At 61.6% G+C, this 26,157-nt stretch carries 29 protein-coding genes; 18 read left to right on the top strand and 11 right to left on the bottom strand.

Annotated features, from left to right (window positions below; all coding sequences use genetic code 11):
* Window positions 1-21 precede the first annotated feature (21 nt).
* The 12 genes from GJ695_RS07710 (at window position 22) to tet (ending at window position 10,288) form a co-directional block, all read left to right on the top strand.
* Window positions 22-792 carry a ParA family protein gene (locus GJ695_RS07710; protein ID WP_154358037.1) on the top strand — a complete coding sequence of 257 codons (771 nt, stop codon included), beginning with the start codon at window positions 22-24 and terminating at the stop codon, window positions 790-792.
* Window positions 793-801: 9 nt separating this feature from the next.
* On the top strand, window positions 802-1,671 hold the full coding sequence (locus GJ695_RS07715) for a ParB/RepB/Spo0J family partition protein (RefSeq protein ID WP_154363521.1): 870 nt from the start codon (window positions 802-804) through the stop codon (window positions 1,669-1,671).
* Window positions 1,672-1,947: 276 nt separating this feature from the next.
* Window positions 1,948-2,313, top strand: coding sequence for an ATP synthase subunit I (locus tag GJ695_RS07720; protein ID WP_371866508.1), 366 nt, complete (start codon window positions 1,948-1,950; stop codon window positions 2,311-2,313).
* Window positions 2,314-2,334: 21 nt separating this feature from the next.
* Window positions 2,335-3,129 carry a F0F1 ATP synthase subunit A gene (atpB, locus tag GJ695_RS07725; RefSeq protein ID WP_154358040.1) on the top strand — a complete coding sequence of 265 codons (795 nt, stop codon included), beginning with the start codon at window positions 2,335-2,337 and terminating at the stop codon, window positions 3,127-3,129.
* 62 nt (window positions 3,130-3,191) lie between these two features.
* Window positions 3,192-3,470 (top strand): F0F1 ATP synthase subunit C, encoded by a 279-nt coding sequence (gene atpE / locus GJ695_RS07730; RefSeq protein ID WP_135200866.1) that lies wholly within the window; start codon window positions 3,192-3,194, stop codon window positions 3,468-3,470.
* Window positions 3,471-3,512: 42 nt separating this feature from the next.
* The gene (locus tag GJ695_RS07735) at window positions 3,513-3,983 is read left to right on the top strand and encodes a F0F1 ATP synthase subunit B (RefSeq protein WP_154358041.1); all 471 of its coding nucleotides are present in this window, start codon (window positions 3,513-3,515) and stop codon (window positions 3,981-3,983) included.
* 2 nt (window positions 3,984-3,985) lie between these two features.
* Window positions 3,986-4,531: a F0F1 ATP synthase subunit delta gene (locus tag GJ695_RS07740; RefSeq protein ID WP_154358042.1), complete on the top strand. Its 546-nt coding sequence runs from the start codon at window positions 3,986-3,988 to the stop codon at window positions 4,529-4,531.
* A gap of 75 nt (window positions 4,532-4,606) precedes the next feature.
* The gene (atpA, locus tag GJ695_RS07745) at window positions 4,607-6,148 is read left to right on the top strand and encodes a F0F1 ATP synthase subunit alpha (RefSeq protein WP_154358043.1); all 1,542 of its coding nucleotides are present in this window, start codon (window positions 4,607-4,609) and stop codon (window positions 6,146-6,148) included.
* A gap of 58 nt (window positions 6,149-6,206) precedes the next feature.
* Window positions 6,207-7,082 carry a F0F1 ATP synthase subunit gamma gene (gene atpG, locus GJ695_RS07750; protein ID WP_154358044.1) on the top strand — a complete coding sequence of 292 codons (876 nt, stop codon included), beginning with the start codon at window positions 6,207-6,209 and terminating at the stop codon, window positions 7,080-7,082.
* Between the two features lie 30 nt (window positions 7,083-7,112).
* A complete protein-coding gene (gene atpD, locus GJ695_RS07755; protein WP_154363525.1) occupies window positions 7,113-8,513 on the top strand; it encodes a F0F1 ATP synthase subunit beta in 1,401 nt (466 codons plus the stop codon).
* 58 nt (window positions 8,514-8,571) lie between these two features.
* Window positions 8,572-8,994 carry a F0F1 ATP synthase subunit epsilon gene (locus GJ695_RS07760; protein ID WP_154358046.1) on the top strand — a complete coding sequence of 141 codons (423 nt, stop codon included), beginning with the start codon at window positions 8,572-8,574 and terminating at the stop codon, window positions 8,992-8,994.
* Window positions 8,995-9,127: 133 nt separating this feature from the next.
* A complete protein-coding gene (gene tet, locus GJ695_RS07765) occupies window positions 9,128-10,288 on the top strand; it encodes a Tet(A)/Tet(B)/Tet(C) family tetracycline efflux MFS transporter (protein WP_154363527.1) in 1,161 nt (386 codons plus the stop codon).
* Here tet and GJ695_RS07770 read toward each other — a convergent pair.
* Complete coding sequence (locus GJ695_RS07770) at window positions 10,274-11,122, bottom strand: PhzF family phenazine biosynthesis protein (RefSeq protein WP_154363529.1); 849 nt, start codon at window positions 11,120-11,122, stop codon at window positions 10,274-10,276. The two genes, tet and GJ695_RS07770, sit on opposite strands and share 15 nt — an antisense overlap.
* A complete protein-coding gene (locus tag GJ695_RS07775; RefSeq protein ID WP_154363531.1) occupies window positions 11,119-11,937 on the bottom strand; it encodes an AraC family transcriptional regulator in 819 nt (272 codons plus the stop codon). The genes GJ695_RS07770 and GJ695_RS07775 overlap by 4 nt, the downstream gene beginning before the upstream one ends.
* A gap of 77 nt (window positions 11,938-12,014) precedes the next feature.
* Between GJ695_RS07775 and GJ695_RS07780 the strand changes: the two genes are divergently transcribed.
* On the top strand, window positions 12,015-12,647 hold the full coding sequence (locus tag GJ695_RS07780; protein ID WP_154363533.1) for a glutathione S-transferase family protein: 633 nt from the start codon (window positions 12,015-12,017) through the stop codon (window positions 12,645-12,647).
* Window positions 12,644-13,336, top strand: a complete 693-nt coding sequence (locus tag GJ695_RS07785; RefSeq protein WP_154363535.1) for a CPBP family intramembrane glutamic endopeptidase — start codon at window positions 12,644-12,646, stop codon at window positions 13,334-13,336. The genes GJ695_RS07780 and GJ695_RS07785 overlap by 4 nt, the downstream gene beginning before the upstream one ends.
* Here GJ695_RS07785 and GJ695_RS07790 read toward each other — a convergent pair.
* From GJ695_RS07790 to GJ695_RS07825, 8 genes are read right to left on the bottom strand one after another with little or no spacing between them, the layout of a single operon-like run.
* Window positions 13,308-14,054: a molybdate ABC transporter substrate-binding protein gene (locus tag GJ695_RS07790; RefSeq protein WP_154363537.1), complete on the bottom strand. Its 747-nt coding sequence runs from the start codon at window positions 14,052-14,054 to the stop codon at window positions 13,308-13,310. The genes GJ695_RS07785 and GJ695_RS07790 overlap by 29 nt on opposite strands.
* A 5-nt stretch (window positions 14,055-14,059) precedes the next feature.
* Window positions 14,060-14,827, bottom strand: a complete 768-nt coding sequence (locus tag GJ695_RS07795; RefSeq protein ID WP_154363539.1) for a hypothetical protein — start codon at window positions 14,825-14,827, stop codon at window positions 14,060-14,062.
* Window positions 14,824-16,011, bottom strand: coding sequence for an AAA family ATPase (locus tag GJ695_RS07800; RefSeq protein WP_154363541.1), 1,188 nt, complete (start codon window positions 16,009-16,011; stop codon window positions 14,824-14,826). The genes GJ695_RS07795 and GJ695_RS07800 overlap by 4 nt, the downstream gene beginning before the upstream one ends.
* 36 nt (window positions 16,012-16,047) lie before the next feature.
* Window positions 16,048-16,455, bottom strand: coding sequence for an adenosylmethionine decarboxylase (speD, locus tag GJ695_RS07805; protein ID WP_166455028.1), 408 nt, complete (start codon window positions 16,453-16,455; stop codon window positions 16,048-16,050).
* Window positions 16,452-16,631, bottom strand: a complete 180-nt coding sequence (locus GJ695_RS07810; protein WP_154358054.1) for a hypothetical protein — start codon at window positions 16,629-16,631, stop codon at window positions 16,452-16,454. The genes speD and GJ695_RS07810 overlap by 4 nt, the downstream gene beginning before the upstream one ends.
* Window positions 16,628-18,097, bottom strand: a complete 1,470-nt coding sequence (locus GJ695_RS07815; protein WP_154363543.1) for a DUF4178 domain-containing protein — start codon at window positions 18,095-18,097, stop codon at window positions 16,628-16,630. The genes GJ695_RS07810 and GJ695_RS07815 overlap by 4 nt, the downstream gene beginning before the upstream one ends.
* A 6-nt stretch (window positions 18,098-18,103) precedes the next feature.
* Complete coding sequence (locus GJ695_RS07820; protein ID WP_154363546.1) at window positions 18,104-19,138, bottom strand: SPFH domain-containing protein; 1,035 nt, start codon at window positions 19,136-19,138, stop codon at window positions 18,104-18,106.
* A 12-nt stretch (window positions 19,139-19,150) separates the two neighbouring features.
* Complete coding sequence (locus GJ695_RS07825; protein WP_371865288.1) at window positions 19,151-19,537, bottom strand: DUF350 domain-containing protein; 387 nt, start codon at window positions 19,535-19,537, stop codon at window positions 19,151-19,153.
* Between the two features lie 55 nt (window positions 19,538-19,592).
* On the opposite strand from GJ695_RS07825, the gene GJ695_RS07830 reads away from it, so the two are divergent.
* Genes GJ695_RS07830 through GJ695_RS07845 form a run of 4 tightly spaced genes read left to right on the top strand, consistent with a single transcriptional unit; the run spans window position 19,593 to window position 25,036 of the window.
* Entirely contained in the window at window positions 19,593-21,104 is a 1,512-nt protein-coding gene (locus tag GJ695_RS07830; RefSeq protein ID WP_154363547.1) for a polyamine aminopropyltransferase, read from the top strand.
* The gene (locus GJ695_RS07835; protein ID WP_154363550.1) at window positions 21,104-22,714 is read left to right on the top strand and encodes an NAD(P)-binding protein; all 1,611 of its coding nucleotides are present in this window, start codon (window positions 21,104-21,106) and stop codon (window positions 22,712-22,714) included. Before GJ695_RS07830 ends, GJ695_RS07835 begins: the two co-directional genes overlap by 1 nt.
* Window positions 22,715-22,726: 12 nt before the next feature.
* Window positions 22,727-23,569, top strand: a complete 843-nt coding sequence (locus GJ695_RS07840) for a PPK2 family polyphosphate kinase (protein ID WP_154363551.1) — start codon at window positions 22,727-22,729, stop codon at window positions 23,567-23,569.
* Window positions 23,570-23,581: 12 nt separating this feature from the next.
* Window positions 23,582-25,036, top strand: coding sequence for an NAD-dependent succinate-semialdehyde dehydrogenase (locus tag GJ695_RS07845; protein WP_154363553.1), 1,455 nt, complete (start codon window positions 23,582-23,584; stop codon window positions 25,034-25,036).
* Here the strand turns inward: GJ695_RS07845 and GJ695_RS07850 are convergent.
* On the bottom strand, window positions 25,008-26,051 hold the full coding sequence (locus tag GJ695_RS07850) for an extracellular catalytic domain type 2 short-chain-length polyhydroxyalkanoate depolymerase (protein ID WP_229260299.1): 1,044 nt from the start codon (window positions 26,049-26,051) through the stop codon (window positions 25,008-25,010). The two genes, GJ695_RS07845 and GJ695_RS07850, sit on opposite strands and share 29 nt — an antisense overlap.
* Window positions 26,052-26,157: the final 106 nt, after the last annotated feature.

A 26,157-nucleotide genomic window follows, 5' to 3' on the forward strand; every position in this document is an offset into this window, starting at 1 on the left:
AACAACACACATAAGAAATACATGGCAAAAATTTTTTGCGTAGCAAATCAAAAGGGCGGCGTAGGCAAGACCACCACCACGGTCAACCTGGCAGCCGGTCTGGCAAAACTGGACCAGCGCGTGCTGCTGGTCGACCTGGACCCGCAGGGCAACGCCACCATGGGAGCAGGCATCAACAAGGCAGGGCTGCCGGCGTCGACGTATGAAGTCATGCTCGGCACCAGCGACGTGGCCACGGCGCGCCAGCGTTCCGAGCCGGGGCACTTCGACGTGCTGCCGTCCAACCGCGAGCTGGCCGGCGCCGAAGTCGAGATGGTGGAACTGGACAACCGCGAGCGCCGCCTGAAGGAAGCGCTGGCGCTTGTGGATAAGGAGTACGATTTCATCCTGATCGACTGTCCGCCGGCGCTGTCGATGCTGACGCTGAACGGCCTGTGCGCCGCGCACGGCGTGATCATTCCGATGCAGTGCGAGTACTACGCACTGGAAGGCCTGTCCGATTTGGTCAACACCATCAAGAAGGTGCACGCCAACCTGAACCCGGACCTGAAGATCATCGGCCTGCTGCGCGTGATGTTCGATCCGCGCATGACGCTGTCGCAGCAGGTATCGGCGCAGCTGGAGCAGCACTTCGGCGACAAAGTCTTCAAGACCATCATCCCGCGCAACGTGCGTCTGGCGGAAGCGCCGTCGTATGGCGTGCCGGGCGTCACCTTCGATCCGACCTCCAAGGGCGCGCAGGCGTACATCGCCTTCGGCGCCGAGATGGTCAAGCGCATCAAGAAAATGTAAGGCATTCACATGGCAACCAAAAAACTCAAAGGCCTGGGTCGCGGCCTGGACGCGCTGCTGGGCGGCGACGGCGACATGAACACGGCGGACGCCAACACGCCGTCCGAACTGAAGGTCGGTCAGATGCAGGCTGGTAAATACCAGCCGCGTACCCGCATGGACGAAGGCGGCCTGCAGGAGCTGGCCGCCTCGATCAAAACCCAGGGCATCATGCAGCCTATCCTGGTGCGCCCGGTCGGCAAGGACAAATACGAGATCATCGCCGGCGAACGCCGTTTCCGCGCCGCGCAACTGGCGGGCCTGGAAGTGCTCCCGGTTTTGGTGCGCGACGTGGACGACCAGGCCGCCGCCGCGATGGCGCTGATCGAAAACATGCAGCGCGAGGATCTGAATCCGCTGGAAGAGGCGCAGGGCATCCACCGCCTGATCACCGATTTCAGTTTCACGCACGAGCAGGCGGCCACGGCCGTCGGCCGCTCGCGCAGCGCCGTGTCCAACCTGCTGCGCCTGATGAATCTGGCGGCGCCGGTGCAAACCATGCTGATGGCCGGCGATATCGACATGGGCCACGCGCGCGCGCTGCTGGCGGTCGACGCCGCCACCCAGATCAACCTGGCCAACACCGTGATTGCCAAAAGGTTATCGGTGCGCGAAACCGAGAAGCTGGTCACCAAAACGCTGGAAGAATTGAAATCGTCGCCGAAAGAGGCGCGATTGAAAGAAAAGTCCGGCGACATCGTGCGCCTGGAAGAAGAACTGTCCGACGCGCTGGCGACGCCGGTTGTGTTCAAGATGGGCGCCAAAGGCCGCGGTCAGATGATCATCGACTTTGCCGACCTCGACATCCTCGACGGCGTCCTCGCCCGCCTGCGCGCCTAAACCCGGGGTCAGGTCCCCCATTTCTACACGAGCTCGGCCTTAGCAGCTGTTATGGCCGAGCTCGTGTAGAAATGGGGGACCTGACCCCGGAGTTTTCACCATCTGGAAAACGTCTAACTGATTCCAACTTGGTGCAACAACATCTGAAATGTTTCTAAAAGCGTCTCATTCGTGCACCAAATGCTCTGCTGCGGTGCAGCATGTTTGACGCGATACATGAAAGACACATATAATCACGCGTCTTTGGGGTTTAATCGGTTTTTAAGGAGGCTCGCAGTGAGTAGTCCGACGAGCATTTCCAAACCGGTGTTCCGAGTCGTCGCCCTCCAGTTCGCAATTGTGACTGGATTCGCCTTGCTCGCCTGGAATATTGGCGGAGTAATCAAAGCTTGGTCGGCCGCCTATGGCGGAGCAATCGCAGTCATCGGGAGCCTGATGTACGCGATGATTGTTGCGCGCGGATCAAATGACGCCAAAACCGCTTTGCGCGCGCATGTGCGCGCCGAAGTGACAAAGATATTTATCACGGTCGTGCTGTTTGTTGTAGCACTCGTGTTGTTTCAGTCGGCCTCATGGTTATGGCTGATCTTGGGTTTCGCGGTGGCAACCTTGGCATACTGGTTGTCACTGCTCGCAATTTAATCACCAAAATCTTATATTTTTATGACCACTGAACACGTAGGGCACGAAGCGCCCACTAATATTGAGTACATTCAGCACCACCTGAGCCACCTGAAATCGGCAGACGGCGCCTATAACCTGGACACGTTCTGGGTTTCGGCCATTCTGGGCCTGATTTTCCTCGGTGTGTTCTGGCTGGCCGGCCGCCGCGCCACCGCCGGCGTGCCGGGCAAGCTGCAAAACTTCGTCGAAGCCGTGATGGAACTGGTCAACGAAGTGGTCAACTCGGCCTTCCACGCCAAGAGCAAGGTCATCGCCCCGCTGGCGATCACCATCTTCTGCTGGGTCTGGCTGATGAACGCCATGGACTTCCTGCCGGTCGACCTGCTGCCTAAACTGTTGAGCTACGCCGGCGTGCACAAGCTGCGCGTCGTGCCGACCGCCGACGTCAACCACACTTTCGGCATGTCGTTCGGCGTCATGCTGTGCATTATTGGTTTCTCGATCAAAGCCAAAGGTCTCGGCGGCTGGGGTAAAGAGCTGTTCACCGCGCCGTTCCACGCCCATGGCTTCATGGCCATCGTGCTGGCGCCGGTCAACTTCATCTTCCAGATGATCGAGTTGCTGGCCAAGCCACTGTCGCTGTCGCTGCGTTTGTTCGGCAATATGTACGCCGGCGAACTGCTGTTCATTCTGATCGCTCTGCTGCCATGGTGGGCGCAGTGGCTGCTGGGTGGTCCTTGGGTTATCTTCCACATCCTGGTGGTGACCCTGCAAGCGTTTGTGTTTATGGCGTTGACGGTTGTGTATCTGAGCCTTGCGGTTGAGAAGCACTAAGCAACACTGGTTTTAACTTTTTTAGTATCTGTAGTCTTTTTTAAATCTTAGGAGAAATTTCAATGCAAGCTCTGATCGCACAAGTACAAAGCATGACCGTTCTGGCAGCCGCTATCATCATCGGCCTGGCCGCTATCGGCACCGCTCTGGGTTTCGCCATTCTGGGCGGTAAATTCCTGGAAGCGTCGGCCCGTCAACCAGAACTGATGCCACAACTGCAAACCAAGCTGTTCGTTATCGCTGGTCTGCTGGATGCGATCTCGATGATCGGCGTTGGTGTTGCTCTGCTGTACACCTTCAGCAACCCATTCCTGGCTGCTGTTCTGTCCGCTGCTCAGTAATTCGCTCCACCCTAGGAGAAACTTTTAGTTAGGAGCAAAGGTATGGACATCAATATGTCTCTCATCGGTCAGATGATCACCTTCGCGGTGCTGGTCTGGGTGTCGATGAAGTTCGTATTTCCATCGCTGAATGCAGCGTTGGATGAGCGTGCCAAGCGTATCGCTGACGGTCTGGCTGCGGCCGACCAGGGCCAGCAAGCAATGGTTGTCGCTGAAAAGCGCGCCAGCGAAGCACTGGCCGGTGCACGCGAAGAAGCTTCGCAACGCGTTGCCGACGCTGAAAAGCGCGCGCAACTGGTCGCTGAAGAAATCAAAGCGAATGCACAAGCCGAAGCAGACCGCATCATTGCGCAAGCCAAGGCCGAAGCCGAGCAGCAACTGGCCAAGGCGCGCGAAGCGCTGCGCGCTCAGGTGGCTGACCTGGCTGTGAAGGGCGCCGAGCAAATCCTCAAGCGCGAAGTCAACGCCTCGGCCCACGCCGATCTGTTGTCGCGCCTGTCTGTCGAGCTGTAATCATGGCAGAAAACGCAACCGTCGCCCGTCCCTACGCGGAAGCTTTGTTCCGCGTAGCCCAAGCAGGTAAGGAATCGTTCAACCTCGCGGCGTGGTCCGAACTGGTGGCCGAACTGGCCCAGATCGCGGCCCACCCCGAGGTGCAAGCATTCGCCCGCAACCCGAAAGCGTCGGCCAGCGATATCGTCGCCGCCTTCAAGGCCCTGGTGAAAACCCCGGTCAGCCCGGAAGCCAATAACTTCCTGACGATGCTGGTGGAAAACGGCCGTATCAGTCTGCTGCCGGAAATCGGCGCGCAATTCCTGGCGTTGAAAAACGCCGCGGAAGGTGCGGCAGACGCGGTCATCACCAGCGCCTTCGAGCTCGACGCTGCGCAAGTAAGCACGCTGATCGCGACGCTGGAAAAGAAATTCAGCCGCAAGCTGCACCCGGTCGTCAGCGTGGACCCGGCCCTGATCGGCGGCGTGCGCGTGGTGGTCGGCGACGAAGTGCTGGACACTTCGGTGCGCGCCAAGCTGCAGCAAATGCGTGTTGCACTGGTCGCTTGAGTTCAACCTCGGCGACCGGCTTAGAACAGATTCTTCATCTCGCGCAAGCTGAGAGAAACACTTTTAGGAGTTAGTATGCAACTCAACCCATCTGAAATCAGCGAGCTGATCAAGAGCCGTATCGAAGGCCTTGATGGTGGCGCTGAAGTACGTAACCAAGGCACGGTTATTTCCGTCGCCGACGGTATCGTCCGCATTCACGGCCTGTCGGACGTGATGCAGGGCGAGATGTTGGAATTCCCTGGCAACACCTTCGGTCTGGCCATGAATCTGGAGCGCGACTCGGTCGGCGCCGTGATTCTGGGTGCTTACGAGCACATCTCGGAAGGCGACACCGTCAAAACCACCGGCCGCATCCTGGAAGTCCCAGTCGGTCCGGAACTGAAAGGCCGCGTGGTCAACGCGCTGGGCCAGCCAATCGACGGCAAAGGCGCCATCGACGCCAAGCTGACCTCGCCAATCGAAAAGATCGCACCAGGCGTGATCGCCCGCGAATCCGTGTCGCAGCCGATGCAGACCGGCCTGAAATCGATCGACGCGATGGTCCCAATCGGCCGTGGCCAGCGTGAGCTGATCATCGGCGACCGTCAAACCGGTAAATCGGCAGTTGCGGTTGATGCGATCATCAACCAAAAAGGCCAGGGCATGACTTGCATCTACGTTGCAATCGGCCAAAAAGCTTCGACCATCAAGAACATCGTGCGCTCGCTGGAAGAGCACGGCGCGCTGGAGTACACCATTGTGGTCGCCGCCTCGGCGTCGGAATCGGCTGCCATGCAGTACATTTCGGCTTACTCGGGCTGCACCATGGGCGAATACTTCCGCGACCGCGGCGAAGACGCGCTGATCGTCTACGATGACCTGTCGAAGCAGGCAGTTGCCTACCGTCAGATCTCGCTGCTGCTGCGCCGCCCACCAGGCCGCGAAGCGTACCCAGGCGACGTGTTCTACCTGCACAGCCGTCTGCTGGAACGCGCCGCCCGCGTCAACGCCGACTACGTCGAAGCGTTCACCAAAGGCGCCGTCACCGGCAAGACCGGTTCGCTGACCGCCCTGCCGATCATCGAAACCCAGGCAGGCGACGTGTCCGCGTTCGTGCCGACCAACGTGATTTCGATCACCGACGGCCAGATCTTCCTGGAAACCTCGCTGTTCAACTCGGGCATCCGTCCTGCGATCAACGCCGGTATCTCGGTGTCGCGCGTCGGTGGTGCCGCACAGACCAAGGTCATCAAAAACCTGTCCGGCGGTATCCGTACCGACCTGGCCCAGTACCGTGAACTGGCTGCGTTCGCGCAGTTCGCTTCGGACCTGGACGAGTCGACCCGCAAACAGCTGGACCGCGGCGCCCGCGTGACCGAACTGCTGAAACAGAAGCAGTACTCGCCACTGTCGATCTCCCTGATGGCCGCCTCGCTGTTCGCAGTGAACAAGGGCTACCTGGATGACGTCGAAGTCAAGAAAGTACTGTCGTTCGAAGCCGGCCTGCATGCGTACCTGAAGACCAAACAAGCTGACCTGCTGTCGAAGATTGAATCGTCGAAGCAACTGGACAAAGACGGCGAAGCAACGCTGTCGGCCGCCATTGCCGACTTCAAGAAATCCGGCGCATTTTAAGGTGCTTGGCGCCCCGGTCAAACCTGGGGCGCCGTCAGCGCAGAAGGAGTAAGGACTCATGGCAGTAGGCAAAGAGATACGTGGCAAGATCAAAAGCGTAGAAAATACGAAGAAGATCACCAAGGCGATGGAAATGGTCGCCGCATCGAAAATGCGCAAAGCGCAGGATCGCATGCGCGCCGCCCGTCCCTACAGTGAGAAGATTCGTAACATCGCTGCAAATCTGGCGAACGCAAATCCGGAGTACACGCACCCGTTCCTGGCCGATGAAGCCAAGGAATCGGCCAAGGCGGTTGGCTTCATCGTTGTGACGACCGACAAGGGTCTGTGCGGCGGCATGAACACCAACATCCTGCGTCTGGTGACGAACAAATCGCGTGAGCTGGAAGCCGCCGGCAACAAGATTGCCGCCGTGGCGATTGGTAACAAGGGTTTGGGTTTCCTGAACCGCGTCGGCGTGCCGGTGGTTGCGCAAGTGACCCAGATCGGCGACACCCCGCACCTGGAAAAACTGATTGGCCCCGTTAAAGTCATGCTGGAAAAGTTCCAGAACGGCGAGGTTGATGCGGTTTACCTGTGCTACACCAAGTTCATCAACACGATGAAACAGGAACCGGTCGTGCAGCAGCTGCTGCCACTGCCGGCTGCCAGCAAACAGGCTGACGCAGGTAATCACAACTGGGATTACATCTACGAGCCGGATGCAGCAACTGTCATCGATGAACTGCTGGAGCGCTATGTAGAAGCGCTGGTGTACCAGTCGGTCGCGGAAAACCTGGCGTCCGAGCAATCGGCGCGGATGGTGGCGATGAAGGCGGCAAGCGACAACGCAGGTAGCGTGATCGGTGAACTGAAACTGATCTACAACAAAACCCGCCAAGCTGCGATTACCAAAGAACTCTCCGAAATCGTCGCCGGTGCGGCAGCGGTTTAAACGAATTTAACTATATTTGAAGGAACGAACATGGCTGATGGCAAAATCGTTCAGTGTATCGGCGCGGTGGTTGACGTTGAGTTTCCACGCAACGCAATGCCCAAGGTATTTGATGCCTTGAAGATGGAAGGCTCCGAGCTGACGCTGGAAGTACAACAACAATTGGGTGACGGCATCGTGCGTACCATCGCACTGGGTTCGTCGGACGGCCTGCGTCGCGGCATGCAGATCCAGAACACCGGCAAGCCGATCATGGTGCCAGTGGGTAAAGCGACCCTGGGTCGCATCATGGACGTGCTGGGCAATCCGATCGACGAATGCGGCCCGGTCGCTCACGACCAGATCGCCTCGATCCACCGCGCGCCTCCTGCCTACGACGAACTGTCGCCATCGCAGGATCTGCTGGAAACCGGCATCAAGGTGATTGACCTGGTGTGCCCGTTCGCCAAAGGCGGTAAAGTGGGTCTGTTCGGTGGCGCCGGCGTCGGCAAGACCGTGAACATGATGGAACTGATCAACAACATCGCCAAAGCGCACTCGGGTCTGTCCGTGTTCGCCGGCGTGGGTGAGCGTACCCGTGAAGGTAACGACTTCTACCACGAGATGGCCGATGCCAAAGTCGTCGATCTGGAAAATCCAGAGAACTCGAAAGTGGCGATGGTCTACGGTCAGATGAACGAACCACCAGGCAACCGTCTGCGCGTCGCGCTGACCGGTCTGACCATGGCCGAAGCGTTCCGTGACGAAGGCAAGGACGTTCTGTTCTTCGTGGACAACATCTACCGCTTCACGCTGGCCGGTACCGAAGTATCCGCACTGCTGGGCCGTATGCCTTCCGCCGTGGGTTACCAGCCGACCCTGGCCGAAGAGATGGGCCGTCTGCAAGAGCGCATCACCTCGACCAAGACCGGTTCGATCACCTCGATCCAGGCCGTGTACGTGCCAGCGGATGACTTGACCGACCCGTCGCCAGCGACCACCTTCGGTCACCTGGATTCGACCGTCGTGCTGTCGCGTGACATCGCCTCGCTGGGTATCTACCCTGCGGTGGACCCGCTGGATTCGACCTCGCGTCAGCTGGACCCGCTGGTCGTTGGCCAGGACCACTACGACACTGCGCGTGCCGTACAGGGCACCCTGCAGCGCTACAAGGAACTGCGCGACATCATCGCGATTCTGGGTATGGACGAACTGGCGCCGGAAGACAAACTGCTGGTGGCTCGCGCCCGTAAGATGCAGCGTTTCCTGTCGCAGCCGTTCCACGTTGCTGAAGTGTTTACCGGCGCGCCTGGTAAATACGTTTCGCTGAAAGACACGATCAAAGGCTTCAAGATGATCGCGTCGGGCGAACTCGATCACCTGCCAGAGCAAGCGTTCTACATGGTCGGCACGATCGAAGAAGCCATCGAAAAAGCCAAGAAACTCAACTAATTGTTTGAGTTGTTCGCCCCGGCCGTAACGCCGGGGCGTTCCACCCGATAGGACACACATGGCAAACACTATTCACGTTGACGTGGTTTCCGCCGAGGAGTTGATCTACTCCGGCGAAGCCGAATTCGTCGCGTTGCCGGGTGAGCAGGGCGAGCTGGGTATCTACCCGAAGCACACGCCGCTGATTACCCGTATCCGTCCGGGCGCGGTGCGCATCCAGGTTCCAGGCCAGGCTGAAGAAGAGTTCGTCTTCGTTGCCGGCGGTCTGCTGGAAGTGCAGCCGGGCGCCGTGACGGTGCTGGCGGACACCGCGATCCGCGGCAAGGATCTGGACGAAGCCAAAGCGACTTCGGCCAAGAAACGCGCCGAGGAAACGCTGGCCAACAACAGCTCCGGTATCGACTACGCGAAAGCGCAAGCCGAACTGGCAGCGGCCATCGGCCAGCTGGCAGCGATCGCCAAACTGCGCGCGAAGCACTAAGCAACGCTCTAGCAGCACCCGCAAAAAAGGCAGCCTCGGCTGCCTTTTTTTACGCCTGTGCATGTGACAGCGGCCACATCTTGAGAAAAGCGGCAGGCCTATAATCGGCGCTCTTTGATTAAAAAATAATAAAATGAATCGAGCGCTGCTGACTATTTTGTCGACTGTCGTGCTGAGCGCGATCGGCATTGGATTGACCATGCCGATCATTCCGCAGCTGATGCGTGATGTTGGCCATACGGCGGAACTGGGATGGCGCTTTGGCGCTTTCACTGGTTTGTATGCGCTGATGCAGTTTGTGTTTTCGCCCATCCTCGGCATGATGAGCGATCGCTACGGCCGGCGGCCGATTCTGCTGCTGTCGCTGGCCGGCGCGGTGGTCGATTATCTGTTCATGGCGATCGCGCCATCGCTGTCGCTGTTGTTTGTCGGCCGCGCGATTGCCGGCATCACCGGCGCCAGCATGGCCGTCACCTCGGCCTACATAGCCGACGTCACGCCGGAAGAGCAGCGTTCGCGCCGTTACGGGCAGCTGGGCGCGTGCTTCGGTATCGGCTTCATCATCGGCCCGGTGCTCGGCGGCTTGCTTGGCGCCTGGTGGGTGCGTGCGCCGTTCCTAGCCGCCGCCGCGATGAATGCGCTGAACCTGCTGCTGACGCTGTGGCTGGTGAAGGAGTCGCACACCGCCAAGGACAGCGCAGAGCGCATTTCCTTGAACCCATTGGCCAGCCTGCGCTGGGCCCTCAGCTTCAAGGCCTTGCTGCCATTGCTGGGCGTCTACGTGATCCTGGTCCTGGTGGGCGAAATCGGCGGCACCATCTGGGTGCTGTATGGCGAAGACAAGTTCGCCTGGGATGCGCTGACCATCGGCCTGTCGCTGGCCGGCTTCGGCGCCTTTCACGCGCTGGCGCAGGCGTTTGTGGTGGGGCCGATTGCCGAACGCTGGGGCGAACGTGCCGCGCTGCTGATCGGTATCGTCTCCGACGGCACGGCGTATGTGATCCTGGCGTTGACTGTCCACGGCTGGGTGGCGTTTGCGCTGATGCCGCTGTTCTGCCTGGGCGGCATCGGCGCGCCGGCGTTGCAGTCGCTGGTGTCGGGCAGCGTCGGCTCGGATCAGCAGGGCAAGCTGCAGGGCGTGATGGCCAGCACCGCCAGTCTGGCGTCGGTGATCGGTCCAGTCGCCATCAGCACGATTTACTTCATGTCACGCGGTACGTTCCCAGGCATGGTGTGGATCATCGGCGCATGCCTGTATCTGCTTTGCTTGCCGGTGCTGCTACGCCGCGCGTAGTGTGCCGTCGATGACGGTGACCGCTTTGCCGCCGATCCAGGGATCGCCATCGGCGTAGGTGACGGTAACACGTCCATCGCGGCCCAGCGCTGTGCCTTGTCGGGCGCTGTAGTCGCGGGCGGGCAGCAGGCGGGCGATGCAGGCGTTGGCGCTGCCGGTGACCGGGTCTTCGATCTGGATGCCGTTTTCCAGGAACAGCGCGCGCACTTCGTAGTCTGCCGGGCCGCCGGCAGGATGTGGGCCGTAGATGGCGACGCCGTTGCTGGCGGTGCGGCGCATCAGTTCATCCAGCGCGGCGGCATTAGGTATCACGGCGAGGCAATCGGCCGCCGTATCCAGTCGCACGGCCAGCCAGCAGATGCCCATGTTGACCACCACCGGCGGATGGCTGTCGGCCAGCGCTTCCGAACCCAGCGTTGTGTGTAGCAGCGGCAGCAGGCTGCTGTTCATTGTCTCCAGCCGCGCCGCTGGTGCGCGAAACGCCAGGCCGCCATCGCTGGCGATGTTGACGGTGACCAGGCCGACGCCGCATTCCTGAATCAGAACGCCCGGCGTTTTTGGTTGCAGCCCAGCTTCCAGCAGCGCGTGCGCGGTACCCAGCGTTGGATGGCCAGCAAACGGAAACTCTTCCTGCGTGGTGAAGATGCGCACGCGATAGTCGGCCGCTGGATCGGTAGGCGGCAGCACAAACGTGGTCTCGGACAAATTGGTCCAGCGCGCAATCGCCTGCATCTGCTCGCTGCTGAGTCCTTCAGCATCGAGAATCACCGCCAGCGGATTGCCTTTGAACGGCGTGGAAGTAAAAACGTCTACCTGTTTGAAACGGCGGGTCATGATTGTTCCTTGCAACTGCGGCGATAGTCGGCGGGCGGCTTGCCGACCAGTTTTTCGAAATCGGTGGTGAAGTGGGCCTGGTCGTAGTAGCCGAGCGCCTGCGCCAGCGAGGCCAGGTCGACGTCGCTGCCTTTGGCGAGCAAGTCGGAGGCATCCAGCAGGCGGTTGCGGCGGATGACCCATTTGGGCGTCGCGCCGACGTATTCCTTGAACAGCATTTGCAGCCGGCGCACGCTGATGTCGACCTGTTCCGCCAACTGCTGCACCTGCGTGATGTCCGGATTGTTTTGGATGGTGTCGAGGACGAAAGCGATACGCTCGGTTTGCGGATCGACCGTCGGCAGCGCGGTGCGGATGATGGCGCTGGCGGCGGCCACCATGCCGGCATCGTCGGCCGCGCCGAGCACGCTGCGTTCCGCCTCGGCGTCATCGCAATCAAACACGGCGGACAGTGGCAGCTCGCGATTGGTGGCCGTCTGCACCGGCTGCCCCAGGAAACCGCGAAACGCGCCCGGCCGGAAGCGCAGGCCCAGCACGCGGCCGCTGCCGCGCAGCGTGTATTCGAACGCGCCCGTCATCACGCCAAACACCGCCGTGCGGCCGGTGTCGAACACCACGTGGATGCACGGCGAAGGCAGGGTGCGCTGTACGTGCACCACGCCGTCCGGCAGCGTCCACGCCACCAGCCAGAAGTGCTCGATGAAAGGCGCAAGGTCGGCGTCGGGCAGGTAGCGTTCCAACCGAAATATTTTTTCGCCCGCCGCCGGATTCACCACACCACGGGTAGGACGCGGTACACTTTGCAGCGTTGTCATAAGGCGTTCGCGTTTTTACAAGACCACCATCTTAGCAAGAGTTATCGTGAGTTTTCACCCACCCGAAGGAGAAATTCATGGCACCGCAACTGACCTTGTACCACTGCCCGCATTCGCGCTCCACCGGCGTGCTGACCTTGCTGGAAGAACTGCACGCCCCCTACGCGCTGCATGTGATGAACATGCGCAAGGGCGAGAACCGCGAAGCCGCCTACCTGGCCGTCAATCCGATGGGCAAAGTCCCGGCCATCCGCCACGGCGACGCCGTCGTCACCGAACAGGTGGCGATCTACCTGTATCTGGCCGACCTGTTCCCGGACGCCAAGCTGGCGCCGCCGCTGGGCGATCCACTGCGCGGTCCCTACCTGCGCTGGATGGCGTTCTACGGCAGTTGCTTCGAGCCAGCCATTGTCGACCAGTGGATGAAGAACAAGCCGGCCGACAAGCAGGCCTGCCACTACGGTGACTTCGACACCATGTTCGCCACGTTGATCGAGCAGCTTTCCAAGGGGCCGTACCTGCTGGGCGAGCAGTTCAGTGCGCTCGACATCCTGTGGGGCACGGCTTTCGGCTGGATGATGATGTTCGGCCTGGTGCCCAAGCTGCCCGTCATCGAACAATACGTCGCGCGCGTGCAGGGCCGCCCGTCCGCCGTCGCCGCCAATGAAAAAGACGCGGCCCTCGCCGCGGAACAGGCCGCCGCCGCATGATCGACACCGTCATCGGCCTGCTGCTGGCGATGGGCCTGCCCACGCTGTTCGCCCTGTTGTACCGCGACAGCAAGAGCGGGCCGATGAACATGCGCCGCCATCTGCTGACGATGTGGGGCTGCTGCCTGGTCCTGCTGGCGTGGCTGCTGTTGTGGGAACAGCGTCCGCTGTCGAGCATCGGTATCGCCGGCGGCAATTACCTGGCCTGGCTGATCGGCCTCGCGCTGGGCCTGACCATTCTGGCCACCTCGGTCATGTCGGTGATCCAGGCCAGCAAGGGCGGCAAGGCGGCGTTGCCGGAAGGTTCCGAGCAGGGCCTGATGCGCCTACTGGCCACACCGGCCTGGTTCCGCTGGGCCGTGGTGCTCACGGCCGGCATCACCGAAGAAATCATGTTCCGTGGCTACCCGATCGAGCGTCTGGCCGAGATGACCGGCAAGCTGTGGCTGGCCGCGCTGATCCCGCTGGTGGTGTTCACGCTGGCGCACATGGGCGGCTGGACGCTGAGCCACATGGTGGGCGTGCTGTTCGGCGGCGGCATTCTCACCGGCCTGTACCTGTGGCAGCGCGACCTGATCGCCTGCATGATCGCGCACGCGCTGATCGATGCGCTGATTATCTTCCTGCCCGCGCTGCTGAAAAAACTGGCAGCGCGCCAGCCTACAGCGGTTCCAGCCCGCGCGCCTTGAGGATGGCCTTGGCGGCTGGCTGCGCCAGCGCGTTGACGAAGGCCTGCGCGGCTGCACGGTCGCTTGCCGTGGCCGACGGCGCCGCCGAGAAGGTCGAATACACCTGCACCTCGGCCGGCAATGGCCCGGCCAGTTGGGCTTCCGGCGAGTCGAAGATTTCGCTAATCTGCGTAAAGCCCATTTCCGCCTGACCGGCCGCCACCGCCTGCGGCGCGGTGATTTTGCTGATGATGACGGTTTTGGCACCCATGGCTTCCGTAATGCCGAACTGCTCGAAGATCTTCTTCATCGTCGGCCCGGTCGCGCCCTGTGCCGAGTAGGTGATGGATTTCGCCGCCAGCAGCGTGCGCTTGAAGTCGTCGGCGTTGCCGATGGCCGGCTTGGACGCGGTCCTGGCCACCGTCACGCCGACGCCGCTGCGCGCCACCGCGACCTTGCCGGCGGCGTCCAGCTTGCCCTGCCTGGCCAGATCGTCCAGCGCGGCGGCGGTCAGGAAGGCGACGTCGAAGTGCGCGCCTTTCTCGATGTCGGACTTCAGTTCGCCGGTGGTGGCGATGTGCAGCGTGACCTTGTGGCCGCTGCTCGCCTCAAACGCCGGGGCGATCTGCTCCAGCGCCGACTTGGCGGCCACGGTGCCGAACACGGTGATGTCCGCCGCCTGGGCGCCGCCACAGGCAGCCAACAGGAAGGCAGATGCTGCTACGAAACGATAGCTCATTATTGTCACACTCCTTGGTAAGAGGGAAGCCCCAGAATGTTCATCGCCGCGTTCAGGCGTTCCTTGAATTTTTGCAGGCTGGGCATCTGGTTTGCCGCCTTCTCGTCATCGTAGCCATGCTCTGTTAGCCAATCGACTTGCTCGGCACTGGAGAGCTCGCGGCCATAGGCAGCGTCGAGTGCATCCTTGAGGGCATGCGGGGATTTGTCGTTGCCGGACATATCTTCCAGCGCCGCGCAATGCTGATAAGGATGCGCTTTTGCTGCACACAGCAGCCAGGCTTCCGATTTTGGTTTGGGTAGCATGGGCACGCCGCATTCTCCCAGCTCTGACCTGGCAAAGCCCTCTACCATCGCTTTCCACTTCTGATCCCATAGACCGGCAGGGGTAGAATTGGTGCCATCACAGTCACGGAACAAAATGGCAATCGCTTGGTCCCCGTTCTCTTGTTGCAAGCGCAGGGTTTCTTTACCCAGTACCCAGGCATTGATTCGAAAATATCCTGTGTCTTGGCCGTTCTTTTTCCCTGTTAAGGAGATGCTTTCCTTGCCGGCCTTGCGTTGTGCTGCCAACGCCATTAACTGTGACTTGCGGATATAGATGTATTGCGCCGGCGTGACTTCCAGCATGGAATAGTGCAGACGCTGCGCGAGGATCTGGTCGACAAGCAAGGTCATTGGACCGTGGACAAAATCCGGAACCTGACATTGACCTTGGCTGTTATTGCAATCGCCCAGATCGGACTTGCCTTCGCCGCTCAGTACAACCATCATGGCTGCACCGGCATGGACGCTTTCTTCGCTTGGAGAAATGTCTCGGTCAGCCGATTAAGGTTGGTATCGACGAACGCCTCACCTGGTCCCATGTAAGCCAGCTTTTCTGCCGTCGCAGGCAAGGAGAAGAACGGCTGAACGTCGGTACGGCCGCTGGTATCCTTGAAGACAAATTTCACTGCCGTTTTTGCGATATCGTCAGCCATATAATTCAGGATCATTGGACTGTGCGTGGTGACGATAATCTGGGCCGGGCACTGCACCAGCAAGTCCACCAGCTTCTCTGTGATTTCCGGATTGATGCCGTTTTCGATTTCATCCAGCACCAGGATATTCGTGCTGTCATATTCGAGCTGGGCCAGTATCGCCAGTACCCGGAGCAGGCCGTCGTTGACGTGGCTGGCGTGCATTATCAAGGTTTGCTTGCCGTCCACTCCCTGTTGCGTTAGCTGTTCGCTGATCATCAATCGCCGCGAGCCCATCGGCATGGTAACCACCGTAAAACCGGTGATGTTGGGATAGAACACCCGCAGCATTTTTTCCAGGCGTTCTTTGGACGAGCCTTGTATCTTGTCGAGGAAGGCGGGCAAGCCATCGCCTCCCGCACTTAAACCGCTGTGGTCGGTGAGGCGAGAATTGCGGCGCAGCAGATGCGGTGCCAGCAGGTAAAGCGAGCGCATATTGATGAGCGCTGTTTTTAATTCAAGCAGTGGTTCTGGCAAGAGTTTGTCCCTGAACTGGGACAGCATCGAACCCTCGTAATTGAATGCAATATCGAGCATGACGCCGTCAAGCGTAAAATGTTCCGCGCTGGTAGAGAGCAGTTGTTCTGACGGCGCACTCATGAGGACGGCAACTTCGTCCATCAGTTGCAAACGCGTGGAACTAAAAGAGGCTGTCCAGCTTAATAGGTCGCCGCTTTGCAAGCGAAACCGCACCTCCACAGTACCGGAATTCAATCCCGGATTGACGCCGCCGTGGAAGAGCAAATCCTCGCCAGACCAGCCGCGCTCATCAAGCCAATCGCTAACATTTCCGCGCATTTGCTGGGCAATAAAATCCAGCGCCTGCAGAATGGTGGTTTTTCCTGCACCGTTTAAACCGACAAAACAATTAAACTTGCCGAAATCGATGGTGACATCGGCCAGGGATTTAAAGTTTTTAACGGTGATTTGTTCGATCATTAATGCCCGCCGCAGTGGCGCCTCCCGATGATTTTTTCATTCTAGCACCGCAGCGCGGGCATGCTGGTGAATGTTGTTCTGTGACAAACACGGCTGCAAGGCGCTGGTAATGACAGCGAGTGCTAACTCCGGCTGCGCTTTGCCGCACATGAAGATGTCTGCGGCGGCAAAGCCGCATTCCGGCCAAGTGTGGATGGTGATATGCGACTCCGCCAGCAGCACCACGCCGGTCACGCCCTGGCCTTCGCCGAAGGCGTGGAAATGGCTGAACAAGACTTGCGCGCCGGCCGCTTCGGCGGCGTTGCGCAACAGCGTTTCCAAGGCGGCGCAGTTGCTCAATTTTTCGGCAGCGATGCCGCTCAGGTCAGCCAGCACATGAGTGCCGGACGGCGCGTGCGCGGGCGCCGCGCCAGGAGGTGCCGACGGCAGGAGTTCGCGTTTCACTTGTGGCCTCCGCCGCCGGAACCGCCGCCCCAACTGCCACCGCCGGCGCCGGTGTGCGACGTCCAGGCGCTGCCGCGATAGCCGCTGCCGGTGCTGCCGCCGCCCAGCATCCGCGTCCAGCTGCTGCCGGCGCTGAACAGCACGACGATGACTGCATAGATAAAGAATTTGCTCATGTCTTGTCGTTGTTATCGAGGAAGGTCGCCGGCAGGTAGATCGCCAGCGCGGCGATCGCCGTCAGGAACCAGGTACCGGAAAAATTGAATAGCAACGGCACCGCGTTCAGCACCAGCATGAACCAGATGATGTACTTGGCGGTGGTGCGGTAGCGGTTATTCCCGAACGGCTGGGACCTGGACGGCGACTTCACGCGGCCCTTGAAAGCGCTGCCGAACCACAGCGACAACTGGTCCGCCGACACCGGCGAGGAGCGCGACCACGTCATCTCCTGCGCGGTGGTCTCGGACGCCAGCCGCAGCTGGCCCGCCTGGAATTCCTCCACGCGCGTCTTGTCGCCGACGGCCACGCGCCAGTTGAAGGCGCCCACCGCGTACGTCACTTCCGAGCCGTAGTCGTACAGGCGGGAAAACTGCACCTTATCCACAAGCACTTTCGGCGCGCCGGGCGTGTAGTTCATCGGCCACTCGGCCAGCACATTGGCGCCGGACCAGCCGTCGTCGGTCTCCACCAGCCACGAGAAGCCGGCGCGCGGGCCGTACATCAGGTATTCGTTCCACTGCGTGCCTTCGTCGTCGGCGCGGCGCATCATGCCGATGATGGTGAATTCCTGGTTGTTGATTTTGGCCGTCGCACCCAGCTCCAGCGTCAGCGGCACGGCGGCCACGCGTTCGCCGGCCGCCACCACTTGCGCTTTCGGGCTGGCGGCGTCGATCTGCGTGGCGCAGGCCGGGCACACCAGGTTGGCGGTGATGCCGGGCAGGTATTTGATCGGCGTGCCGCACGATGGGCAATCGAGCGCATCGAGCTTGCCGCGATATCGGCCGGCCGCGCGCTGGATGGTGTCGTCGTCGCGCAGCAGCTGGCATTGCAGGCTGTCGAGCGTGACGGCCAGCCCCGTGTAGACCACCGGACGTGGCGAATCCGAGTAATCGAGCGTGATGAATTCCACGCCACGGCGGAAATCCGCCACCTTGGCCTGGTAGCCGTCGCCCACCGCAAACGGCAGCTCGCCCTGGCCGCCGATGCAATCGGCCACGCGGATTTCGGCCGCCGTGTAGGGCGCGCCGTTGATCGGGTAGTTCCGGCCCGGCGTCAGCTGCTCGAAGGCCGGCAGCTGCGCGTCGCCCTGGTATTCCGCCGTGATGGTGTACATGCCGGACGAATCGCCGAGCCACGAGGTTTTGCCGTCGTCAAACAGCAGATACCACTCGTTCCACATGCCGGCCGAATAGCGCAGCTGGATGCGGCCCACCACCGTGAACGGCCGGCCGCCCAGCACGCCGGCGGTGCCGATCTGGATCGGCGAATAATCCTCCAGCACGGACGACATCTTGCCCAGGTCTTTGACGGCGTCGGCGTCCTTGAGCACGCGCGTGCTGCAATACTCGCAGACCGCCATGACCGAGGCGTGCGAGCGGAATTTGACTTCCGCGCCGCAGCTGGGACAGGAAACGATTTGCATGCAGTGTTAGCCGATCAGTTTTTTCAGCAGCTCGGCCTTGGTGCTGTCGTAGTCGGCGGCCGAAATCAGGCCCTTATCCAGCAGACCTTTGAGTTGCCCCAGCCGCGCCTCGACCGAATCGTCGGCTGCGGCAGCAGGAGCCGCGGCCGCGGCAGCCTGCGGCGCCAGCGTGCTGCCCAGCGTCTGGCCGATCACCTGGCCAACCGTCATGCCGGCGCCCAGTCCCGCGCCGATGCCGGCCAGGCCGCTTTCGTTCCCGGCCGCCAGCGGAATCGCGCTGGCCACCTGGTACTTGGTGAAGCCGGCCATCTTGTCCGCGCTCATGCCGCCTTTCATGCCGGCCGAGATGCGCTCGTCCAGCGCCGCCTGCAGTTCTTCCGGCAGGCTGACGCTGGCCACGTTGAATTCATCCAGCGCGATGCCGTAGCGCGCAAACGCGGCGGTCAGGTCGCCCTTGACCTGTTGCGCCATCAGCGCCTGGTTGGCCGCCATGTCGAGGAACGGCACCTGCGACGCGCCCAGCGAACTGGCCATGGTCGCCATCAGGATGCCGCGCAGCTGGTCTTCCACTTCGTCGCGGGTGTAGACCTCGCGCGTGCCGCTGATTTCGGTGAAGAAGGCGCGCGCATTGGTCACGCGGTACGAGTACATGCCGAAGGCGCGCACGCGCACCATGTCGAAGTCCTTGTCGCGGATGGTGATCGGCTGCGGCGTGCCCCATTTGCGGCCGGTCTGCACGCGGGTGCTGAAGAAGTACACGTCCGACTTGAACGGCGAGTCGAACAGCTTGTCCCAGTTTTTCAGATTGGTCAGCAGCGGCAGGGTCTGCGTGGTCAGCTTGTGGGTGCCGGGGCCGAACACATCGGCGATCTGGCCTTCGTTGACGAACACCGCCACTTGCGATTCGCGCACCACCAGCACGCCGCCGTTCTGGATCTCCTGGTCCGCCATCGGATAGCGCCAGGCCAGGACGCCGTCGGTGTCCTCGTTCCATTGCAGTACATCGATAAACTGCTTCTTGATAAAGCTGCCGATACCCATGATGGTCCTCGCTTAGGAAATGCCGGCGCCGTTGATCACGCCGATGGAAATGGAGATGGCGCCCAGCAGGCCGCCGAACGCAGTGTTATTCGCTTCGATCTGGTCCTTCGACATATTCAGCACGCGGGTGGTGATGGCATAGGCCAGCATCTGGATCACCATCGCGCCGAAGGCCCAGGCAAAGAACTGCTGGTAATCGAGAGTATGCATCAGTGCCGAACCGATAGTGATGGAAAAACCTATCAATGCCCCGCCCAGCGATAGTGCGGCAGCCTGGTTCCCCTCGCGTATCAGCTTCACCTCGTCGAAAGGCGTCATCCAGGTGTAGGCTTTGAAGAAGACAGCCAGCAGCAAAGCGGCCAGCAACAGGTGAACGAGATAATTTAGGATGGCGGGCACGGCGCACCTTCAGGTAAAGTATTTACTTACTTGATAATAATGCAAATGAGCAGAAATGACCAAAAAGATTCTGATCCTGTCCGTCTTCGTGGTGGCGTCCTGTGGGCTGGCGTATGAACTGATCGCCGGTGCGCTGTCGAGCTATCTGCTGGGCGACTCGGTGCTGCAATTCTCCACGATTATCGGATGCTACCTGTTCGCGATGGGCGTGGGCGCGCATTTCTCCAAGTATGTGAAGGACGAGGACGTGCTGTCGCGCTTTGTCGATATCGAACTGGCGGTCGGCCTGATCGGCGGCGTGTCGGCGGCGGTGCTGTTTCTGACCTTTTCTTGGATGGCGGCGCCGTTCCGCACGCTGCTGTACACCATGGTGTTCCTGGTCGGCGCCTTCGTCGGCATGGAGGTGCCGCTGGTGATGCGTGCGCTGAACGCGCGGCAGACGGAATTCAATGAACTGGTCAGCCGGGTGCTGACCTTCGACTATCTGGGCGCGCTGGCGGTGTCGCTGCTGTTCCCGCTGGTGCTGGCGCCGTATCTGGGCCTGGTGCGCACCGGCTTTTTGTTCGGCATGCTGAATGTCGGCGTGGCCCTGTGGACAATCAAGGCGTTTTCCACAGAGCTGAAAAACGTCACCGGCCGGCTGCTGCGCGCCAGCGCGGTGCTGTGCGCACTGGTGTTCGGTTTCGCCTTCGCCGACAAGCTCACTTACTGGGGCGAGCATGGCTTGTTCGGCGATGAAATCGTGTTCGCCACCACCACGCCGTATCAGCGCCTGGTGATCACCAAGTGGAAGGACGATACGCGCCTGTACATCAACGGCAACCTGCAATTCTCGTCGCGCGACGAGTACCGCTATCACGAAGCGCTGGTGCATCCGGTGCTGCAACCGATGCCGTGGGCGCGGCGCGTGCTGGTGCTGGGCGGCGGCGACGGCCTGGCGTTGCGCGAGATCCTGCGCTATCCGAACATCGAGCATGTGACGCTGGTCGATCTCGATCCGGCCATGACCGGCGCCTTTACGCATCGTGAGGAACTGGTCAAGCTCAATCACGGCTCCTTCAGCGACAAGCGCGTGTGCGTGGTGAATGCCGATGCGGCCATCTGGCTGCAGCATAACGACGATATGTTCGACGCGGTGATCGTCGATTTCCCCGATCCATCCAGCTTCGCGCTCGGCAAACTGTATTCGGTGCCGTTCTACGGCATGGTGCGCAAGCATCTGGCGGCGAATGGTTTGATGGTGGTGCAATCGACGTCGCCGTTCTTCGCGCCGCATGCCTACTGGACCATCGATTCCACGCTGCGCGAAGTTGGCCTGAAAACCTATCCCTATCACGCCTATGTGCCGTCGTTCGGCGAATGGGGCTTCATCCTGGCGACGCCGCAGGCGAACTACACGCCGCCGACCAGCTACCGCCTGCCGATGCGCTATCTGAACGCCGATACCACGCGTGAGATGTTCATCTTCCCGCCCGATATGAAGGCGCTGCCGATGGAACCGAACCGCCTCAACACCCAGTCGCTCGTGCATGAATTCGAGCAGGACTGGCGCGGGGTAATCCGCTGATGCTGCGCCGGTCATTCCTGGTCTGGGCTGGCGCTTCAGGGCTGGCTGCCGCCGGCAGCGGGCTGGCATTCCAGCGCTGGCAGGAGATTACGCCGACGGTACATTACGTCGGCCGCGACGAAGGCCACTTCCTGCGCGACCGCCGCGCGCTGCCGCCACCGTCGCAGGTTATCCACACCGACATTGCGATACTCGGCTCCGGCGTCTCCGGCCTCACCGCCGCGTGGAAGCTGAAAAAACTCGGCAAGACCGACGTACTGATGATCGACGGCCCTCAGCCCTACGGCAACGCGGCCGGCGGCGCCTTCGACGAATACGAGTATCCGACCGGCGCGCACTATCTGCCGCTGCCGTCGCCCGAATCCACGCACGTGCGCGAAATCCTCGCGGACCTCGGCATCATCCAGAAGGATGCGTTTGCGGAGAAGCCTTATTACGACGAGCGTTTCATCCTGCACGCGCCGGAAGAACGGCTGCTGTTCAACGGTCACTGGCAGGACGGCTTCATTCCCACCGACGGCGTACCGCAATGGGAGCTGGAGGAGCACAAGCGCTTCTTCGACGAAGTGCATCGCCTGCGCCAGACGCGCGGCGCCGATGGCCGCCGCGTGTTCGTGTTCCCGACCGTGCTGTCGTCGGAAGACCCGAAGTGGCAGGCGCTGGACGGCATCTCGCTCAAGCAGTGGATGGACCAGAACAACTACAAATCGCCGACGCTGCACTGGTATCTGAACTACTGCTGCCGCGACGACTACGGCACGCGTTACGACAAGGTATCCGCCTGGGCGGGCCTGCACTACTATTGCAGCCGCTGGGGACAGGCCGCCAATGCCGGCAACGGCGCGTGGCTGACATGGCCGGGCGGCTTGCAGCCGCTGGCCTCCGGCATCGAGCGCGCGGCGCAGATCAAGCGCATGGCCGGCACGGCGATCTCGCTGAAGAAAACGGCGGACGGCGTCGAGGCGCTGTGCTTCAAGCTGGAAAACGGCAAGCCGACCAGCTATCTGGTGCGCGCCCGCAAAGCCATCTGCGCGATGCCGACCTATGTAGCGGCGCGGGTTGTGGATAACATCGGCGAATACGGTTTCGACGTCGCCAGACACGTGCCGGAATATGCGCCGTGGATGGTGGCGAACTTCCTGCTCAAGCGCTTTCCCGAAGAACTGCCGAACCAGCCGCTGTCGTGGGATAACGTGGTGTACAGCGAGCCGGGACTGGGCTTCGTGGTCTCCACCCACCAGGACATCCGCGTGCGGCCGCCGGAAAAGACAGTGTTCAGCGCCTACGTCGCGCTGTCCGACCGCAAGGCCGGCACGGCGCGGCACTGGATGGCGTCCGCCAGTCCGGAAGAACTGCTGGCGCTGGCCGGCGCCGACCTGAAAACCGCCTATGGCGCGCAGTTTGCCTCCTGTGTGGAGCGGGTCGACATCACCCTAAGGGGACATGCGATGGCTGTCCCTTGGCCCGGTTTCCGCAACAACGCCGGCATGAGAGCATTGCGCGAGGTGGATGGTCCCATCCTGTTTGCTCACGCCGACCTTTCCGGCTTCTCCGTTTTCGAGGAAGCCGCCTGGTGGGGATACCGCGCGGCACAGTTAGCCGCTCAATGATAAGCTCAAGCCATGACACATAATGCCCGCCAGCGCTTTCGCGCCCCTAAAAAACTGAAACTGCGTGAAGAGGATGCCGATGATGCGGCTTTCTCCAGCCGCGCCGCCAATCCCGACCTGGGCAAGTCCAAGGCCAAGGCGTTGGACCTGAAGCGCACCGCCGCGCTGATCGACCGCATCGCGGCCTTGCAGGACAAGCTGTACGCGCAGCACAAGCAGAAAGTGCTGTTGGTCCTGCAGGCCACCGACACCGGCGGCAAGGATGGTACGGTGCGTGCGCTGTTCAACGGCATCAGTCCGATGGGCCTGCGCGCGGTGGCGTTCAAGTCGCCGACCGACAACGAGCTGGCGCACGATTACCTGTGGCGCGTGCATGAGCATGTGCCGGCCAGCGGCGAGATCGTCATCTTCAACCGCAGTCATTACGAAGATGTGCTGATCACGCGCGTGCAGGGCTGGATCGATGACGAGGAATGCCAGCGCCGTTACGCGCAGATCCGCGATTTCGAACGCATGCTGGCGGAGACGGGCACGGTGATCATCAAGGTGTTCCTGCACATCTCGAAGGAAGAACAGCGCGAGCGTTTGCAGGAGCGCCTGGACGACCCGGACAAGCAGTGGAAATTCAATCCGGAAGACATCAAGCAACGCGAAAAATGGGACGACTATCAGCGCGCGTACGAAAAGGCGATCCGCGAAACGGATGCGCCGCACGCGCCGTGGTATGTGGTGCCGGCCAACTCCAAGACCCATCGCAACCTGGTGATCGCCAGCCTGCTGCTGGAAACGCTGGAAGGCATGGAGCTGAGTTATCCACCACCACATCCGGACCTGTCGTCATTCACCGTGGAGTAAGGGAGATGACTTATGCTGCAATTGAAAAATCCGAGCCTGCTGCGACAGCAGGCCTACATCAACGGCGCGTGGACCGGCGCTGACGGCGGCGCCACGCTGGCCGTCACCAATCCCGCCACCGGCGAGCAAATCGGCACCGTGCCGGTGATGGGCGCCGCTGAAACCAGGCGCGCCATCGAGGCCGCCAACGTCGCCTGGCCGGCCTGGCGCAAGAAGCCGGCCGCCGAGCGCGCCCGCATCCTGCGCAAGTGGAATGACCTGATCCTGGAAAACACCGACGATCTGGCGCTGCTGATGACGGCGGAGCAGGGCAAGCCGCTCGGCGAATCGCGCGGCGAGGTGGCCTATGGCGCGTCCTTCATCGAATGGTTCGGCGAGGAAGCCAAGCGCGTGTCCGGCGAGACGCTGGCGTCGCCGTGGCCGGACCGTCGCATCCTGGTGACCAAGGAACCGATCGGCGTCTGTGCCGCCATCACGCCGTGGAATTTTCCGATTGCGATGATCACCCGCAAGGCCGGCCCGGCGCTGGCGGCCGGCTGTCCAATGGTGCTCAAGCCGGCCGAATCCACGCCGTACAGCGCGCTGGCGCTGGCGGTATTGGCGGAGCGTGCCGGCGTGCCGGCGGGCGTGTTCAGCGTCGTCACCGGCAAGTCGAAGGACATCGGCGGCGAGATGACGTCCAATCCGCTGGTGCGCAAGGTGAGCTTCACCGGCTCGACGGCCGTCGGCCGGCTGCTGATGGAGCAGAGCGCGCCGACGATCAAGAAGCTGTCGCTGGAACTGGGCGGCAATGCGCCATTCATCGTCTTCGATGACGCCGATCTGGATGCTGCGGTGGAAGGCGCCATCGCCTCGAAGTACCGCAACGCCGGCCAGACCTGCGTGTGCGCCAACCGCATCTATGTGCAGGACGGCGTGTATGAAGCGTTCGCGCAAAAGCTGGTGGCCGCCGTGGGCAAGCTCAAGGTCGGCAACGGCGTGGACGAAGGCGTCACGCAAGGCCCGCTGATCGACGAGAAGGCGGTGCAGAAGGTCGAGCAGCATGTGGCCGATGCACTGGCCAAAGGCGGTCGCCTGCTGTTGGGCGGCAAGCGTCACGAACTGGGGCACAGCTTCTTCCAGCCCACCGTGATCGCGGATGTGACCAGCGACATGATCGTCGCCAGGGAAGAGACTTTCGGCCCGCTGGCGCCGCTGTTCCGCTTCCAGACCGACGACGACGCCATCGCGCTGGCCAACAACACCGAGTTCGGCCTGGCCAGCTACTTCTATTCGCGCGACGTCGGCCGCATCTGGCGCGTGGCGGAAGGGCTGGAAAGCGGCATGGTGGGCGTCAATACCGGCTTGATCTCGACCGAGGCGGCGCCGTTCGGCGGCGTCAAGCAATCCGGCCTGGGGCGCGAAGGTTCGCACCTTGGCATCGAGGACTACCTGGTGGTCAAGTACATCTGCCTCGGCGGCATATAAGCGCAATGGTGGGGGAGCTGGTCAGCCGGTCCACCATGCGTTTGACGGCCGCCATCTGGCGGCCATTTTTTTGCGCGTAGCGCGTGTCGTCGTAGGCCCACCAGTCCCAGCACGCGTTGGGATTCATGAAGGTGGCGACGGTTTGCGGATACAGGATGATCAGGCGGTTGTTGTCGGCCCAGGCGTTGTAGCCGGCGTGGCGCACGAAGGTGACGCCGATGTTGTCCAGATTCTGCTGGCAGCCGTGGAAGGCCACGTGCAGCCGGCAGCCGGCGCTGTTTTCGCAGGCCGCCGGCACGTACAGGTAGCCGGTGTCCGCCATGCCGTGCCAGGCCGGCAGGGCGATGAATTCGGTCTGGTCGAAGGCGACGAAGCGGCCGGTCAGCGTGCCGCTGTTGCGCGCGGCCAGCGGGCCGTAAATCCATTTCAGCAGTTCGCCGGCGGCGTCGTAGTTGCAGTTGCTGATGTAGGGCGAGCCGAGGGCGGAGCAGGCGTTGCCGTAGCTGTCTGTGGGGATGCTGTGTTCGGCGCTGAGGTCGCGCTTGTAGGCGATGCGGTTGGCGTCGATGTAGTGCCGATAGTAGGTGAGCAGGTCGTTCATCACCGCCTGCGGCACCACCGAGTCCAGCGTGCCGGACAGCATCCACACGCGGTGGTTGGCCAGCGCGCTGGGCGCATCGATGGTTTGCGTGGCGGCAAACCAGTCGGTGAGGGCGATCAAATCCGGCACGCGGGTGCCGCCGGGGCGCACGCGGCAGGCGAACAGTTCGGTGGTGCAGGTACAGCTGGTGGTGGCGGTGAATACGCTGCCTTGCGAGCAGAAATAGGGGCCGCCGGCGATGACGCCGGCGCCGATCACGGTGCGCGAAAACGCCACCTCGAACTGCACCGCCATGAAGGCGCCGGAAGACAGTCCGGACACGCTGACCTGGCCGGCATGCATGGCGGGCAAGGACTCCACCTGCGCCTGCGCCGCGCTGAAAAACAGCCACAACAAACACAATAGAATGCGCATGATCACCCCCGTCGTTCCCGCGCAGGCGGGAACCCATCGGACGCATGGATTCCCGCCTGCGCGGGAATGACGATAACGCTGCGGGGTGCAATTTGCTTAATCTGCC

Source organism: Duganella alba (genome assembly GCF_009674495.1).
In the GTDB taxonomy this organism is placed as follows: Bacteria; Pseudomonadota; Gammaproteobacteria; order Burkholderiales; family Burkholderiaceae_D; genus Rugamonas; species Rugamonas alba.